Consider the following 14264-nt stretch of genomic DNA (forward strand, 5'->3'; position numbering starts at 1 on the left):
GGTTCGCTCGCTCCGCTCGCTCACTGGTAGCTCCTGCGCTGGTCGGGCGGCGGGATCTCGGCGCCCTTGTACTCGACGGGCACGCCACCCAGCGGGTAGTCCTTGCGCTGCGGGTGGCCCTCCCAGTCGTCCGGCATGAGGATCCGGGTCAGGTTGGGGTGGCCGTCGAAGACGATGCCGAACATGTCGTAGGTCTCCCGCTCCTGCCAGTCGGCCGTCGGGTAGACGCTGGTCACGCTCGGCAGGTGCGGGTTCTCGGCCGGCACCGCGGCTTCGAGCCGGATGCGGCGGCGGTAGGTCATCGAGGTCAGCTGGTAGACCGCGTGCAGGCGCCGGGCGTCCGCGCCGAGGTAGTCCACGCCGGAGACCGACGAGCACAGCTCGAACCGCAGCGCCGGGTCGTCGCGCAGGGCCTGGGCCACCTCGGCGATCCGCTCGGGCTTGACGTGGAGCGTCAGCTCGCCCCGGTCGACGATGACCTTCTCGATCGCGTCGTGGAAGCCGGCGTACGCGGCCTCGAGGGCGTCGACGACCTCGTCGAAGTAGCCACCGTACGGGCGCGGGGTGTCGAGCGCGACGCTGCGGCGACGGACGAGGCCGCCGAACCCGGAGGTGTCTCCGGAGCCGCTGACGCCGAACATGCCGACCCCGGCCAGGGTCGCCGGCGGGTAGTCGGCCGGCGCGCCGGTGTAGGCGCCCTCCGGCTCCGCCGCGACCGGCACGGCCCCGTCGCCGCCGGGAACGTCGACCACCGGCTTCACGCCCGCCGGCCCGCCCGCGGCCGGGCTGGCCTCTTCGATGTTGGACCGGGTGACGGCGTCCGGGTCGCTCGTCGGACGGTGACCGCCGGGGTTCGCCTGGCTCACCGTGATCCTCCGTTCCTACCCGAGGCCGCGGCCGCGATCCGCGCCCGCTCCTCCATCCACTTCTCGATGCGCAGCTGCTCCTCGCGGCCCTGGGCGGCGGCCTTCAGCCACTCCGCCTTGCGCGCCTTGTCGAAGCGGTAGCTCGACGGCATCGCACCGGGCTCCACGACCGGCGCGCCTTCGCGCTCGCGCTTGGCCTCGAGCTGCTTGCGGCGCTTCTCACCGAGCGGCTCGTGCTGGATCTTCTCGTGCAGCCGCAGGATCGCGTCGATGAGCATCTCGGGGCGGGGCGGGCAGCCCGGCAGGTACATGTCGACCGGCACGATGTGGTCGACGCCCTGGACGACGGCGTAGTTGTTGAACATGCCGCCGCTGCTCGCGCAGACGCCCATCGACAGGACCCACTTGGGCTCGGCCATCTGGTCGTAAATCTGGCGCAGCACCGGGGCCATCTTCTGGGTCACCCGGCCGGCCACGATCATCAGGTCGGCCTGGCGCGGGCTGGGCCGGAAGACCTCCATACCGAAGCGGGCCAGGTCGTAGTGGGCGCCGCCGGAGGCCATCATCTCGATGGCGCAGCACGCGAGGCCGAACGTCGCCGGCCACAGCGAGGCCTTACGGGCCCAGTTCACCACGCCTTCGACGGTGGTGAGCAAGATCCCGTTGGGAAGCTTCTCTTCGATACCCATGATCAGTCCCAGTCCAGCCCGCCGCGCCGCCAGACGTAGGCGTACGCGACGAACACGGTCACGATGAAGAGCACCATCTCCACGAACCCGAACACCCCGAGCAGGTTGAAGGACACCGCCCACGGGTACAGGAAGATGATCTCGATGTCGAACACGATGAAGAGCATCGCGGTCAGGTAGAACTTGACCGGAAAGCGACCGCCGCCGATGGGTTGCGGAGTCGGCTCGATGCCACACTCATACGCGTCCATCTTGGCTTTGTTGTAACGGCGGGGGCCGGTGAACGGTGCGACCGACACCGAGAACAGCGCGAACGCGGCCCCCAGGGCCATCAGCCCGAGAATGGGTATGTACGCCGAGAGCGACATGGCTTGCGTCTGCTCCGTCCTTTCCCTGTTCCGGTGTCCCTTGCTGCCGTGTCTCGGCTTGCGAACCGATCACGCTATAGGGGACTTCACACTATTCCTGGTCTTGTCGGACCTTCGGTCCGGGTCTCTGATACGACCTTCGATCGGGGTACGTCATGCGGCCGGCGCCACCTTCGTGAGCGCATTGATGATCCGGTCCATGGCGTCGCCCCCGCGCGGGTCGGTGAGGTTGGCCAACAGCTTCAGAACGAACCGCATCAGCATCGGGTGCGGCATGCCGTGTTTCGTCGCCACCCGCATCACCTCGGGGTGCCCGATCAACTTCACGAACCAGTTACCTAGCCGGTAGTAGCCGCCGTAGCGGGCCTTGAGCTCGGCCGGGTACGCGGCGAAGGCCCGCTCCCGGTCCGGTCCGGCCGGCCGCGCGAGCGCCTGCCCGACGATCTCGGCAGCGAGCTCGCCGGACTCCATCGCGTACGCGATCCCCTCGCCGTTGAAGGGGTTGACCATGCCACCGCAGTCGCCGGCCAGCAGCACGCCACGGGTGTAGTGGGGGACCCGGTTGAAGCCCATCGGCAGCGCCGCGCCCTGGATGCCGCCGTCGGCGTAGGCCTCGTCGTTCATCTGCCACTCGTCCGGCGTCGACGACAGCCAGTCGGTGAGCAGCGTGCGGTAGTTGGTCTTGCCGAAGGCGACCGACGAGTTCAGTACGCCGAGGCCGACGTTGACCCGTCCGTCACCGAGCCCGAAGATCCACCCGTACCCCGGCAGCAGCTTGTCCGGGTGCTCCTTGCTGCGCAGCTCCAGCCACGACTCCAGGTAGTTGTCGTCGTGCCGGGCCGCGCTACGGTAGTACCGGCGGACGGCCACGCCGAGCGGCCTGTCCTCCCGCTTGGTCAGGCCGAGGGCCAGCGCCAACCGCCCGGAGACGCCGTCGGCGGCGACCACCACCGGCGCGCGGAACTCCTGCGGCTCGCCGTCCCCGCCGGTCGCCTTCACGCCGACCACCCGGCCGGAGCCGTCGAGGATCGGGCCGGTGACGTTGGTGCTGGTCTTCAACACGGCGCCGGCCTCGGCGGCCCGGGCCGCCAGCATCTGGTCGAAGTCCATCCGGGTGCGGGTCAGCCCGTAGTTGGGGAAGCTCGCGAGGTCGGGCCAGTCCAGCTCCAGGCGGATGCCCCCACCGATCACGCGAAGCCCCCGGTTGTGCAGCCAGCCCGCCTTCTCGGAGGTATCGATACCCATCTTGACGAGCTGCTTAACGGCGCGGGGGGTCAATCCGTCGCCGCAGACCTTCTCACGCGGGAACTCGGTCTTCTCCAGCAGCAGGACGTTGAGACCCTGCTGCGCCAGATGGAAAGCGGCCGAGGAGCCGCCCGGCCCAGCGCCGACGACAATGGCGTCCGCGTCGCTCACAGCCACCTCCCGGCCTCTTTCTTCGGCCTGTCGTACTTGTTCCCGAAGCGCTCGTGAAACTCTTCACAAGCGGTCCGGCGTGAAGTGTAGAACCGTGACGGGGGCAACCGCTCGTTAGGCATGCCTAACCAAGGACGGAATTTTCGCGGTGCCCACCCGGAGGGGTCGAGGCATCGACGCAGCTCTACGGCCGGATGGCCCGGTGCAGGGCGACGATTCCTCCGGTGAGGTTGCGCCAGGCCACCTTGCCCCACCCGTTCTCGCCGATCCGGGCCGCCAGCCCCGCCTGGTCCGGCCAGGCCCGGATGGACTCGGCCAGGTAGACGTAGGCGTCCGGGTTGCTCGACACCCGGCGCGCCACACCGGGCAGCGCCCGCATCAGGTAACCCATGTACGTCGCGCGGAAGGGCGCCAGCGTGGGATGACTGAACTCGCACACCACCAGCCGGCCACCCGGCCGGGTGACCCGGGCCATCTCCCGCAGCGCGCCGTCGACGTCGGCGATGTTGCGCAGCGCGAACGAGATGGTGACCGCGTCGAAGCTCGCGTCGGCGAAGGGCAGCGCCAGGGCGTCGGCGGCGAGCAGCGGCACCTGCGGCCGGCGCTCGTGGCCGGTGCGCAGCATGCCGAGAGACAGGTCGGCGCCGACCGCGTACGCCCCGGACAGAGCCAGCTCCTCGGTCGACACGCCGGTGCCGGCGCCGAGGTCGAGCGCCCGTTCGCCGGGCTGGAGGTCGAGGGCCAGCCGGGTGGCGCGCCGCCAGCCCCGGTCACGGCCGAACGACAGGACGGTGTTGGTCAGGTCGTACCGCCCGGCCACCCCGTCGAACATCGCCGCCACCTCGTGCGGCTGCTTGTCCAGATGGGCACGTGTCACGGGGTACCACTGTGCCAGCCCGTCCCCGACGATCTCGCGCGACCCCGCCCACCGACGACCACGGGGGCCGGCGCACGCGCGCCGACCCCCGGGTTCTATGTGGTGGTGCACTAGTCGATGGGCGGCATAAAGCCTTCCCGCCGACGTCGCGCCAAAACCATGAGCACGCCACCAACCGCGGCCACGCCGAGGCCGAGACCGCCGATCAGGAGCACCGGGGTACCGGTCACGGGCAGCCCGCCGCCGGTGCCACCCCCGCCGCCGCCCGTGCCCGGCGTCGCCGAGGCGGACGGTGCCGCGCTGGCCGACGGCGAGGTGCTGGGCGAGGTGCCCGGCGACGGCTGGGTACCGGTGAGGACGGTCACCTTGATCGCCCCGACGTTGTTGCCCGGCTTGGGGTCGGGGGTCGAGCTCGACACCTCGACCTTGCCGTCGGACACCCGATCCGAAAGGATCTTGAGGCTGAAGGTGTTGCTCGCGCTCGTGTGCGCCGGCCCGAAGCCCAGGTCACAGCTGTACACCTTGCCGGCGGTCGTGGCGGTGCACAGATCCGGGTCGACCGAGACGAACTCGGTGCCGGCCGGAGCCGTGAGCGTCACCGTCCCGTCCATCACGTCGGCCGGGCCCCCGTTGGCGACCGTCACCTTCACCTTGACCGTGTCACCGACGTGCCCGCTGACCGGCGTCGCCGAGATGCTCAGGTCGGCCGGGTTCGCCGCGGTGAACGCGGAGAACAGCGTCATGTTGTCCGCCGGGTCGGCGTCGGGAGTGACGTCGCTGCTCTTGAGAGTCTTCTTCAACTCGGCGGCCTGGGCTGCCGAGATCACGCCGGCTCGGCTGGTAGCGGCGCTCGCGCGCTGGGCGAGCGCCTGGACCGGCGCCGGACCGTCGCCGAAGCCGATCACGACACCCGGGCCGAGCGCCACCGGCCCGGGCGCGTTCGCGGCCAGCTTCACCTTGACCGGGTCGGGCAGGAATGGCTGGTTGCCGTCAGGGTCGGGCTTGACGCTGCCGTAAACGTCCCCCTGATACACGATCGCGTCCGGGTCGTGGCAGATGGCCACCGAGTTCTCGGCCTCGTAGCTGCACTCCGGCCGCTGGGAGGCGAAGGTCAGGTACGGCGGCAGGGCGATCATGTACGACACGCCTTTGACCGGTCCGGCCTGGTTGAGCAGCATCCACATCAGCTCACCGGTCTGGCCGGGCTTGATCCGCTCGGAGCCGCCCGCCTTGGCGTAGACGTCACTGCTCCAGGCGACCAGGTCGACCTGCTGCGGCGCCTCCGGGTTGTCGGCGACCACGGTGACCCGGCCCGTCGCCTCGTTGTTCGACAGGTCCGCGTCGGGCGTGTCCGACGTGACCTTGACATCGAAGCTGCCCGCGTCACCCGGGTCGCCGATCGACAGCACGGGCAGCGCGCTGGCTGCCTGCTCGAACGCGTTGTAGTTCCCGCCGGCCGGCAGGTCGGGCACGGCGCACGTGATGGTCGTGCCGTCGACGGTGCAGGAGCGGGAGTCCGACTCCAGGACCTCGAGCTTGGTGGTGTCGAGCTTGCTGATGTCGATGGTCAGCCTGATGCCGGTGGCCGTTTCGGGGCCGTCGTTGTGCACGCTGATCGCGAACGGCTTGCCCGCACCCTGCACGACGGCGGTGCTGGCGGTGGTCACGGAAAGGTCGGCGCCGGTGTCCGCGGCACGCGCGGTGCCCGACATGGCGACGACCGATGTGGCGGCCGCGGCAGCAACCGCGCCCGCACCGAGCCGGAACAAGGCACGGCCTTGGTGCAGCCTCATACGTCCCCCGGGGGTGTGCAAAGGATCACGGACGGCCGCAAGCTAGCCAGCGGATTACCGCTCCGCGATTCCTCTGCAACACCCCCACGCAGGACGTTTATGGGCGAATGCCGCCGCCCGACCTCGTTGATCGGGCAACAAAACCGGTCAAAACTCAGCCGCGACCGTTATGCAACCGAAATACAACTCGCCTGCAACGGATTACGGACTTGTCATATCCGAAAACACACGGTATTTGACCGAGCGCGTACAGCTATCTAACGGGTCTCCACCAGCGGCAACGACTTCCCGGCACCGCCACCCGGAAGGGCGATCGACGAGAAGTGGGAGACCACCCGCTCGTCGGTCGGATCGTCGGCCGGCGTCCAGTGCACCTTGATGTGGTTGTACAGGGTGTCGCGCTGCGCCGGGATCCGCCCGGCCGTACGGATCATCTCCACCAGCTCGGTCAGCTTCGAGCGGTGCCGGGCGCCGGCGGAGGAGATCACGTTCTCCTCCAACATGATCGAGCCCAGGTCGTCGACGCCCATGTGCAGCGAGACCTGACCCACGTCCTTACCGGTGGTCAGCCACGACGCCTGCAGGTGGGCGACGTTGTCGAAGAACAGCCGGGCCACCGCGATCAGGCGCAGGTACTCCAGCGACGTGGCCTGCGTACGGCCCTTGAGGTGGTTGTTCTCCGGCTGGTACGTCCACGGGATGAACGAGCGGAAGCCGCCGGTGCGGTCCTGGACGTCCCGGATCATCCGCAGGTGCTCGATCCGCTCAGCGTTGGTCTCGCCGGTACCCATCATCATCGTCGCCGTCGACTCGATGCCCAGGTTGTGCGCGGTCTCCATGACCTCGAGCCAGCGCTCACCCGACTCCTTCAACGGCGCGATCGCGGTGCGCGGGCGCGCCGGCAGCATCTCCGCCCCGGCCCCGGCGATCGAGTCCAGGCCCGCCGCCTTGATACGGCGCAGCGCCTCCTCGATGGACACGCCCGACACCTTGGCCATGTGCAGGACCTCGCTCGGCCCGATCGAGTGGATGACCAGGTCCGGGAAGTCCCGCTTGACGCCGCTGAAGAGCTCCTCGTAGTACTCCACGCCGTAGTCCGGGTGGTGGCCGCCCTGCAGCATCACCTGCGTGGCCCCCAGTGCGACCGCCTCGGCGCAGCGGCGCAGGATCTCGTCCATCGAGTGCGACCAGCCCTCGGCGTGCTTGGGAGCGCGGTAGAACGCGCAGAACTTGCACGCCGTCACACACACGTTCGTGTAGTTGATGTTGCGATCGATGATGTACGTGACGATGCCGTCCGGGTAGCGGCGGCGGCGCACCGCGTCCGCGGCCTCGCCGAGCGGGTGCAGCGGCGCGTCGGTGTAGAGAAGCAGCGCCTCGTCGGGACTGATCCGTCCACCGTCGGCGGCGCGCTGAAGAATGTCGTCAAGCTCCCGGTTCCCACTCACGCCTTGAGGGTACGCAATGCCTGGCGCGGCCGGAGCACCGCAGTGATGTGCTCCGCACCGTGTCCGCAACCCACACCGCGCCGGGGATAGGGTTTCGATCATGGCTGACATGCGCTTTCGTCGCCTCGGCGACTCCGGTCTCGTCGTGTCCGTCGTGGGCATCGGCTGCAACAACTTCGGTGCCCGTATCGACGCCGACCGCACCCGGGAGGTGGTACACGCCGCGCTGGATGCGGGCGTGAACCTGTTCGACACCGCCGACATCTACGGCAACACTCCCGGAGCCTCGGAAGAACTGCTCGGCGCGGCACTGGGCAACCGACGCGCCGACGTGGTCGTGGCCACCAAGTTCGGCATGGACATGCGGGGCGCCAACGGCCCGGACTGGGGCGCCCGCGGTTCCCGTCGCTACATCATGCGCGCGGTCGAGGCGTCGCTGCGCCGGCTGAACACCGACTACATCGACCTGTACCAGATGCACCAGCCCGACCCGGGCACGCCGATCGAGGAAACTCTGTGCGCCCTCGACGACCTGGTACGGGCCGGCAAGGTGCGGTACCTCGGAAACTCCAACTTCGCCGGCTGGCAGGTGGCCGACGCGGAGTGGACCGCCAACACCGGCGACCTCAACCGCTTCATCAGCGCACAGAACGAGTACTCGCTGCTCAATCGCGATGTGGAGCGCGAACTGGTACCCGCCTGCGAGCGCTTCGGCCTCGGCGTGCTCCCCTTCTTCCCGCTCGCGTCCGGCCTGCTGACGGGCAAGTACAAGCGCGACCAGGCCGCGCCGGCCGGCACCCGGCTGGCGGCCGACCGGTACGCCTCCCGGCTCGCCGCCGCGCCGTGGGACGCGATCGAGAAGCTCGAAGCGTACGCCGACAAGCGCGGCCTCTCCCTGCTCGACGTCGCGATCGGCGGCCTCGCCGCGCAGCCGGCCGTCTCGTCGGTCATCGCCGGCGCGACCAGCGCCGAGCAGGTACGCGCGAACGTGGCGGCCGTCCGGTGGGAGCCGACCCGGGAGGATCTGGCCGAGCTGGACGAGATCACCAAGCCGTAACCCCTGCGATCTTGGACACCTGGCGGGCCTATGACCCCGCCAAGTGTCCAAGATCGCGCAAAACGTCAGGCGTCGTAGTCGATCCGCAGCTGGTCGGTGACGGGGCTGGCCTGGCAGGTCAGCACGTACCCGGCGGCCAGCTCGTCCGGTTCGAGGGCGAAGTTGCGGGCCATCGTGACCTCGCCCTCGACGACCTTCGCCCGGCAGGTCGAGCAGACGCCGCCCTTGCAGGCGTACGGCAGCTCGGACCGTACCCGCAGCGCCGCGTCGAGGACCCGCTCATCGCGGCGCATGGTGAACGTGGAGGCCCGGCCGTCGAGGAGGATCGTGACCTCGGCGACCGGCGCCGGCTCCGCGGACGAGGCGGACGAGGTGGACGAGGCGGCCAACTCCCGCCGCGGAAGCGGCGCGTCCTCGACGTGGAACAGCTCGGTGTGCACCGCCCCGTCGGCCACGCCGGCCGTCGCCAGCACCGCCCGGGCGTCGACGACCAGACCGTACGGGCCGCACAGGAACCACTCGTCGACGCTCTCGGCCGGCAGCAGCGCGTCCAGCAGCCGGCGCAGCCGGTCGGCGTCGATCCGTCCGGACAGCAGTTCGGCGTCCTGCGGCTCGCGGGAGAGCACGTGCACGACGTGCAGGCGGTCCGGGTACCGGTCCTTCAGGTCGGCCAGCTCCTCGGCGAACATCACGCTCCGGGCGTACCGGTTACCGAAGATCAGCGTGAACCGGCTCGCCGGCTCGGTGGCCAGGGCGGTGGCGATCAGCGAGAGGACCGGGGTGATGCCCGACCCGGCGGCGACCGCGGCGTAGTGCCGGATCCGCTCGGGGTCGAAGGCCGTGGTGAAGTGCCCGAGCGGCGGCAGCACCTCGACGGTCTGCCCCTCGGTCAGGTTCTGCGCGTACGTGGAGAAGGCGCCGCCGGCCACCTGCTTGACGCCGATGCGCAGCCGGCCGTACTCGGCCAGGTCGGCCGGGGTCGAGCTGATCGAGTACGACCGGCGCACGTCGACCTCCTCGACGACCCGCCGGACCGTCAGGTGCTGGCCGGCGGAGAAGGCGAAGACCTCGCGCAGCTTCGGCGGCACGACGAACGTGACGGCCACGGCGTCATCGGTGAGCCGCTCGACGGCGGCCACCCGTAGCTCGTGGAAGACCGGCCGGCGCCGCTGCGGGCGCTTGATGGTCACCGTGGTCATAGCGGTTTCACCCGGTCGAACGGCTCCGCGCAGGCCCGACAGCGCCACAGCGCCTTGCAGGCGGTCGAGCCGAAGCGCGACAGCTCCTCGGTGTCGCAGCCGCCGCACCGGGGGCAGCGCACCCGCAGCGTCAGGGCGACCGGCCCGCCGGCCGGTCCGGGTGGCGCGATTCCGGCCGCGGCCAGTTTCGACCGGCCGGACTCGCTGATGAGGTCGGTGCTCCACGCCGGCCGCAGCGCCGTGACGATCTCGACGTCGTCATGGCCGGCCGCGGCCAGGGCGCGCCGGATGTCGGCCCGGATCACGTCCATCGCCGGGCAGCCCGAGTAGGTGGGCGTGATGGTCACGGTGACGCGTCCGGCGTCGACCGTCACGTCCCGCAGGATGCCGAGGTCGGCGATGGTGACCACGCGGAGCTCCGGGTCGACCACCGCCGCCGCGACGTCGAACGCGCTCACCATCGGGCCCCCGGGTGCGCCCGGTGCACCACCTGCATCTCGGCGAGCAGGTACGACAGGTGCTCGGTGTGCAGGCCCTGACGGCCGCCGCCCGGCGTCCAGCCGCCGTCGGCGGGCCGCGTCAGCGTCGCGTCGGCGAGAACGGCCTCCACGGTCGCCAGCCACTGCGCGCGCAGGTCGGCGTGCTCGCCTTCGAAAAGCTCGTGGGTGTACGGCCAGAGCCGGTCCACGGCGTCCTGCATGCGCCGGTGCGACTCGTCCGTGCCGTCGCCGAGCCGGACGGTCCACAGTGACGCGTGGTCGAGGTGGTACGCCGACTCCTTGCGGGCCTTGGCGGCGATGGCCGAGAGCCGCTCGTCGCCGGAGTCGGCCAGCCGGTCGTAGAGCGGCTTCTGGTAGGCCGACAGGAACAGCAGCTTGGCCATCGTGACGGCGAAGTCCTGCTCCGGCAGCTCGACGAGCAGGCAGTTGTGGAAATCACGGTCGTCGCGCAGGTAGGCGAGGTCGTCCTCGGTGCGATCCGCGCCCTCCAGCTCCCCCGCGTACGTGAGCAGCAGGCGTGCCGTGCCCAACTGGTCGAGCGCGATGTTGGCCAGCGCGATGTCCTCTTCCATCTCGGGCGCCCGGGCCGCCCACTGCGCCAGCCGCTGCGCCGCGACGAGCGCGTCGTCGCCCAGCCCCAGCACGTACTCGAAGTCGGTCATAGGTGGCCGGCGCCTTCCGGTACGTCGTAGAAGGTGGGGTGCCGGTAGACCTTGTCCGCCGCCGGGTCGAAGAAGGCGTCCTTCTCGTCGGGGCTGCTCGCGACGATCGCGGCCGACGGCACCACCCAGATCGAGACGCCCTCCTGGCGGCGGGTGTACAGGTCGCGCGCGTTGCGCAGGGCAAGCTCGGCGTCGGGGGCGTGCAGGCTGCCGACGTGCGTGTGCGCCAGCCCGCGCCGGGGCCGCACGAAGACCTCCCAGAGCGGGGTATCAGACACCGGCCGGCTCCCTCACAGCCCGCTTCGCGGCGTAGGCGGCCGCGGCTTCACGTACCCAGGCACCTTCGGAGTGTGCCCGGCGGCGGTGTTCGATGCGCTGCCGGTTGCACGGGCCGTTGCCCTTGACCACCTGCATCAGCTCGTCGAAGTCCGGCTGGGTGAAGTCGTAGTGCTCACGCTCGGCGTTCCAACGCAGGTCCGGGTCGGGCAGCGACAGCGTGAGCACCGATGCCTGCTGTACGCACATGTCGACGAAGCGCTGGCGCAGCTCGTCGTTGGAGAAGCGCTTGATCTTCCAGGCCATGGACCGTTCGGAGTGCGTGGAGTCGCTGTCGGGCGGACCGAACATCGCAAGCGACGGGTACCACCAACGGTTGACGGCGTCCTGGGCCATCTCGCGCTGGGCCGGCGTGCCGTGGGCCAGGGTGTGCAGGATCTCGAAGCCCTGGCGCTGGTGGAACGACTCCTCCTTGCAGATGCGGATCATCGCGCGGGCGTACGGGCCGTACGAGCAGCGGCACAGCGGCACCTGGTTGACGATCGCCGCGCCGTCGACCAGCCAGCCGATGGCGCCGACGTCCGCCCAGGTCAGGGTCGGGTAGTTGAAGATCGACGAGTACTTCTGCCGCCCGGACAGCAGCAGCTCGACCAGCTCGTCACGGGAGACACCCAGCGTCTCGGCCGCCGCGTACAGGTAGAGCCCGTGCCCGGCCTCGTCCTGCACCTTGGCCAGCAGGATCGCCTTGCGCTTGAGGCTGGGCGCCCGGGTGATCCAGTTGCCCTCCGGCTGCATACCGATGATCTCGGAGTGGGCGTGCTGGGCGATCTGCCGGACCAGGCTCCGCCGGTAGTCGTCGGGCATCCAGTCCCGCGGCTCGACCTTCTGGTCCGCCTCGATGATCGCCTCGAAGTAGCCCTGCAGGTGGTCGTCGCCGGCGAGCCGGCGCTCGGCGGCCGACCTCAACTCGCGCTCGGCCGCCTCCACCTGATCGAGCAGGCTCTGGCCGGCCGGGTCATCCGGAGCGCCGAAATCGTTGCCGTACACCCCATCAGTGTTACAGCTAGCTTCGCCACAGGCAATGTCCTGTAACAAGCAACGTTCCGCCTGGGCCACCGCGTCTAGTCAGATACCTGGACCGATCCCGTCGGAGGGTCGGTACACCAAGAAAAGGGACATAAGAGTGATAAGTGGCCACACAGGCCGCCACCGCGCCGCCAAAGTCGGCTACGCTGCCGACGGACCCTTCCACCAGTACCGGCCCGCAGCCCGTCACACCGGCTCGGCCCAGCTTTCCGGGAGCATTCCGTGCGTCTCCGCGTGACCGTGCCGACGGCGCTGGTCGCGCTCACCGTCACTGCGCTGTCCGCCATCTCCTTCACGCCGAGCCTGCGCGGCCGCGTGATCGACGCGCTGCATCTGCGTGACGCCGCGGCCGGCGCCGCGCCGATCCTCCCCGACGGGACCCTCAAGGGCCACGCCAGCCTGCGCATCGCCGCCCAGCCGGCCCCGACGCCGCCCCCGACCCTCGCCGCACACCAGGTCAATGTGAGCGTGACCGGCTTCTACTCGTGGGCCCTGCTCGACCGGCACACCGGCACGATCACCGGGTCGTCCAGCTACGCGTCGGAGACCAACAGCACCGAATCCATGATCAAGATCTGGATCACCTCGGACTACCTGCGCATGCTCGGCGCCAAGCAGCCGACCGCCCAGCGGCTGTCCGAGCTGAGCCGCATGATCCGCAGGAGTGACGACGCCGCCGCCCAGGACATCTACCAGGTGGACGGCGGCAACGCGGTGATCCGACGAATGATCAGCATGTGCGGCCTCACGGAGACCACCGTGGTCAGCGGCTGGTGGAGCAAGACCGAGATCAGCGCGCGCGACGCCGTACGGCTCGGCCAGTGCGTGGCCAACGGCAAGGCTGCCGGCCCCAAGTGGACCAGCTGGGTACTCAACGAGATGCGCAACGTCACCGGCGGCGTGGCCGAAGAGCCCGACGGCGGGCGCTGGGGCATCATCGACGGCCTACCGGCCGAGCTGGCCGACGGGGTCGCCATCAAGAACGGCTGGACCCTCCTGTACGACGACGGCGACTGGCACGTCAACTGCCTCGCGGTCCAGTCCGACTGGGTACTGAGCGTCCTGACCCGCTACCCGGCCAAGCTCGGCAAGCAGTACGGCGCCAACGTCTGCAAGCAGGTGACGCAGCAGTTGGTGACGCCCAGCGGCGCGTGACGCGTCAGCCCTCGAAGAACCGCGGCCCGTCGGCCGGCAGCTCGGGCACCTCGCCCAGGGCGGCCGCGCGGCGCGCGAACTCGCGTACCCCCTCCACCTGGCGCGCCCCGAGCGAGAAGTCCAGGGCCCGGAAGTACTCCGCGAGCGTCGCCGCGTCGAACGGCTCCCACCGCGCCGCCGCGGTCGCCACCTCGTCCAGCTCACGCAGGGACAGGTCGCGCGACCGCAGGAAGGCCTCGTGCACGTCCTTGACCCGGCCCGGGTTGGCCTGGGCGTAGTCGCGTCGGGCCGCCCAGACGGCGAAGACCATGGGCAGGCCGGTCCAGTCGCGCCAGGCCTGACCGAGATCGGTGACGGTGAGGCCACGGGTCGGCGCCTCGTACAGCGCCCGCAGCGCCACGTCCCCGATCAGCACCGCCGCATCGGCCTCCAGCAGCATCGCGGTGAGGTCCGGCGGGCACCGGAAGTACTCCGGGTTCGCGCCGTAGCGGCCGGCCAACAGCAGGCGGGCCAGCATCACTCCGGTACGCGACGTGGAGCCGAGCGCGACCCGGCGGCCGTCGAGCTCCTCCAGCGGCAGCGTGGAGACCAGGTTGACCGACAGCACCGGGCCGTCGCTGCCGACCGCGAGGTCCGGCAGCAGGAGCAGCTGGTCGGCGTTGCGCAGGTACTCGACCAGCGAGATCGGACCGATGTCGAGGTCACCGGCGACCAGCGCGCTGTTGAGCCGGTCCGGGGTGTCCTTGTGCAGGTCCACGTCGAGCAGGGCGCCCGAACGCATGAGCCCCCAGTACAACGGGAGGCAGTTGAGGAACTGGATGTGCCCGACTCTGGGCCGCTGGTCGACAGTCACGATTGCTCACCGTAACTCC

At 70.1% G+C, this 14264-nt stretch carries 15 protein-coding genes; 2 read left to right on the plus strand and 13 right to left on the minus strand.

Features of this window, described 5'->3' with window-relative positions:
• Positions 1 to 20: 20 nt before the first annotated feature.
• The 7 genes from HC031_RS02875 to mqnC all read right to left on the minus strand — a co-directional run bounded on the left by HC031_RS02875 (position 21) and on the right by mqnC (position 7457).
• The gene (locus HC031_RS02875; protein WP_167923999.1) at positions 21 to 752 is read right to left on the minus strand and encodes an NADH-quinone oxidoreductase subunit C; all 732 of its coding nucleotides are present in this window, start codon (positions 750 to 752) and stop codon (positions 21 to 23) included.
• A 110-nt stretch (positions 753 to 862) separates the two neighbouring features.
• Complete coding sequence (locus HC031_RS02880; RefSeq protein WP_167923592.1) at positions 863 to 1555, minus strand: NuoB/complex I 20 kDa subunit family protein; 693 nt, start codon at positions 1553 to 1555, stop codon at positions 863 to 865.
• A 2-nt stretch (positions 1556 to 1557) separates the two neighbouring features.
• Positions 1558 to 1923, minus strand: coding sequence for an NADH-quinone oxidoreductase subunit A (locus HC031_RS02885; protein ID WP_167923593.1), 366 nt, complete (start codon positions 1921 to 1923; stop codon positions 1558 to 1560).
• Positions 1924 to 2076: 153 nt separating this feature from the next.
• Positions 2077 to 3339, minus strand: a complete 1263-nt coding sequence (locus HC031_RS02890; RefSeq protein ID WP_420813589.1) for a geranylgeranyl reductase family protein — start codon at positions 3337 to 3339, stop codon at positions 2077 to 2079.
• Positions 3340 to 3523: 184 nt separating this feature from the next.
• Positions 3524 to 4216: a demethylmenaquinone methyltransferase gene (locus HC031_RS02895; RefSeq protein WP_167923595.1), complete on the minus strand. Its 693-nt coding sequence runs from the start codon at positions 4214 to 4216 to the stop codon at positions 3524 to 3526.
• Between the two features lie 110 nt (positions 4217 to 4326).
• Complete coding sequence (locus HC031_RS02900; protein ID WP_167923596.1) at positions 4327 to 6009, minus strand: DUF11 domain-containing protein; 1683 nt, start codon at positions 6007 to 6009, stop codon at positions 4327 to 4329.
• Positions 6010 to 6266: 257 nt separating this feature from the next.
• Positions 6267 to 7457, minus strand: a complete 1191-nt coding sequence (mqnC, locus tag HC031_RS02905; protein ID WP_167923597.1) for a cyclic dehypoxanthinyl futalosine synthase — start codon at positions 7455 to 7457, stop codon at positions 6267 to 6269.
• Positions 7458 to 7566: 109 nt separating this feature from the next.
• Between mqnC and HC031_RS02910 the strand changes: the two genes are divergently transcribed.
• Positions 7567 to 8514, plus strand: a complete 948-nt coding sequence (locus HC031_RS02910) for an aldo/keto reductase (protein WP_167924000.1) — start codon at positions 7567 to 7569, stop codon at positions 8512 to 8514.
• 65 nt (positions 8515 to 8579) lie between these two features.
• On the opposite strand, the gene paaE is transcribed toward HC031_RS02910, so the two are convergent.
• From paaE to paaA, 5 genes are read right to left on the minus strand one after another with little or no spacing between them, the layout of a single operon-like run.
• Entirely contained in the window at positions 8580 to 9713 is a 1134-nt protein-coding gene (gene paaE, locus HC031_RS02915; protein WP_167923598.1) for a 1,2-phenylacetyl-CoA epoxidase subunit PaaE, read from the minus strand.
• Positions 9710 to 10174 carry a 1,2-phenylacetyl-CoA epoxidase subunit PaaD gene (gene paaD / locus HC031_RS02920; RefSeq protein WP_167923599.1) on the minus strand — a complete coding sequence of 155 codons (465 nt, stop codon included), beginning with the start codon at positions 10172 to 10174 and terminating at the stop codon, positions 9710 to 9712. Before paaD ends, paaE begins: the two co-directional genes overlap by 4 nt.
• The gene (gene paaC / locus HC031_RS02925) at positions 10168 to 10875 is read right to left on the minus strand and encodes a 1,2-phenylacetyl-CoA epoxidase subunit PaaC (protein ID WP_167923600.1); all 708 of its coding nucleotides are present in this window, start codon (positions 10873 to 10875) and stop codon (positions 10168 to 10170) included. Before paaC ends, paaD begins: the two co-directional genes overlap by 7 nt.
• A complete protein-coding gene (gene paaB / locus HC031_RS02930) occupies positions 10872 to 11153 on the minus strand; it encodes a 1,2-phenylacetyl-CoA epoxidase subunit PaaB (RefSeq protein ID WP_167923601.1) in 282 nt (93 codons plus the stop codon). Before paaB ends, paaC begins: the two co-directional genes overlap by 4 nt.
• Positions 11146 to 12198 (minus strand): 1,2-phenylacetyl-CoA epoxidase subunit PaaA, encoded by a 1053-nt coding sequence (gene paaA / locus HC031_RS02935; RefSeq protein WP_167923602.1) that lies wholly within the window; start codon positions 12196 to 12198, stop codon positions 11146 to 11148. Before paaA ends, paaB begins: the two co-directional genes overlap by 8 nt.
• Positions 12199 to 12459: 261 nt before the next feature.
• Between paaA and HC031_RS02940 the strand changes: the two genes are divergently transcribed.
• Entirely contained in the window at positions 12460 to 13392 is a 933-nt protein-coding gene (locus HC031_RS02940; RefSeq protein WP_167923603.1) for a serine hydrolase, read from the plus strand.
• A 4-nt stretch (positions 13393 to 13396) separates the two neighbouring features.
• Here the strand turns inward: HC031_RS02940 and HC031_RS02945 are convergent, their stop codons facing one another.
• Positions 13397 to 14245 carry a menaquinone biosynthetic enzyme MqnA/MqnD family protein gene (locus HC031_RS02945; RefSeq protein WP_338090455.1) on the minus strand — a complete coding sequence of 283 codons (849 nt, stop codon included), beginning with the start codon at positions 14243 to 14245 and terminating at the stop codon, positions 13397 to 13399.
• Positions 14246 to 14264: the final 19 nt, after the last annotated feature.

The organism is Planosporangium thailandense, from assembly GCF_011947195.1.
GTDB classification, from domain to species: domain Bacteria; phylum Actinomycetota; class Actinomycetes; order Mycobacteriales; family Micromonosporaceae; genus Planosporangium; species Planosporangium thailandense.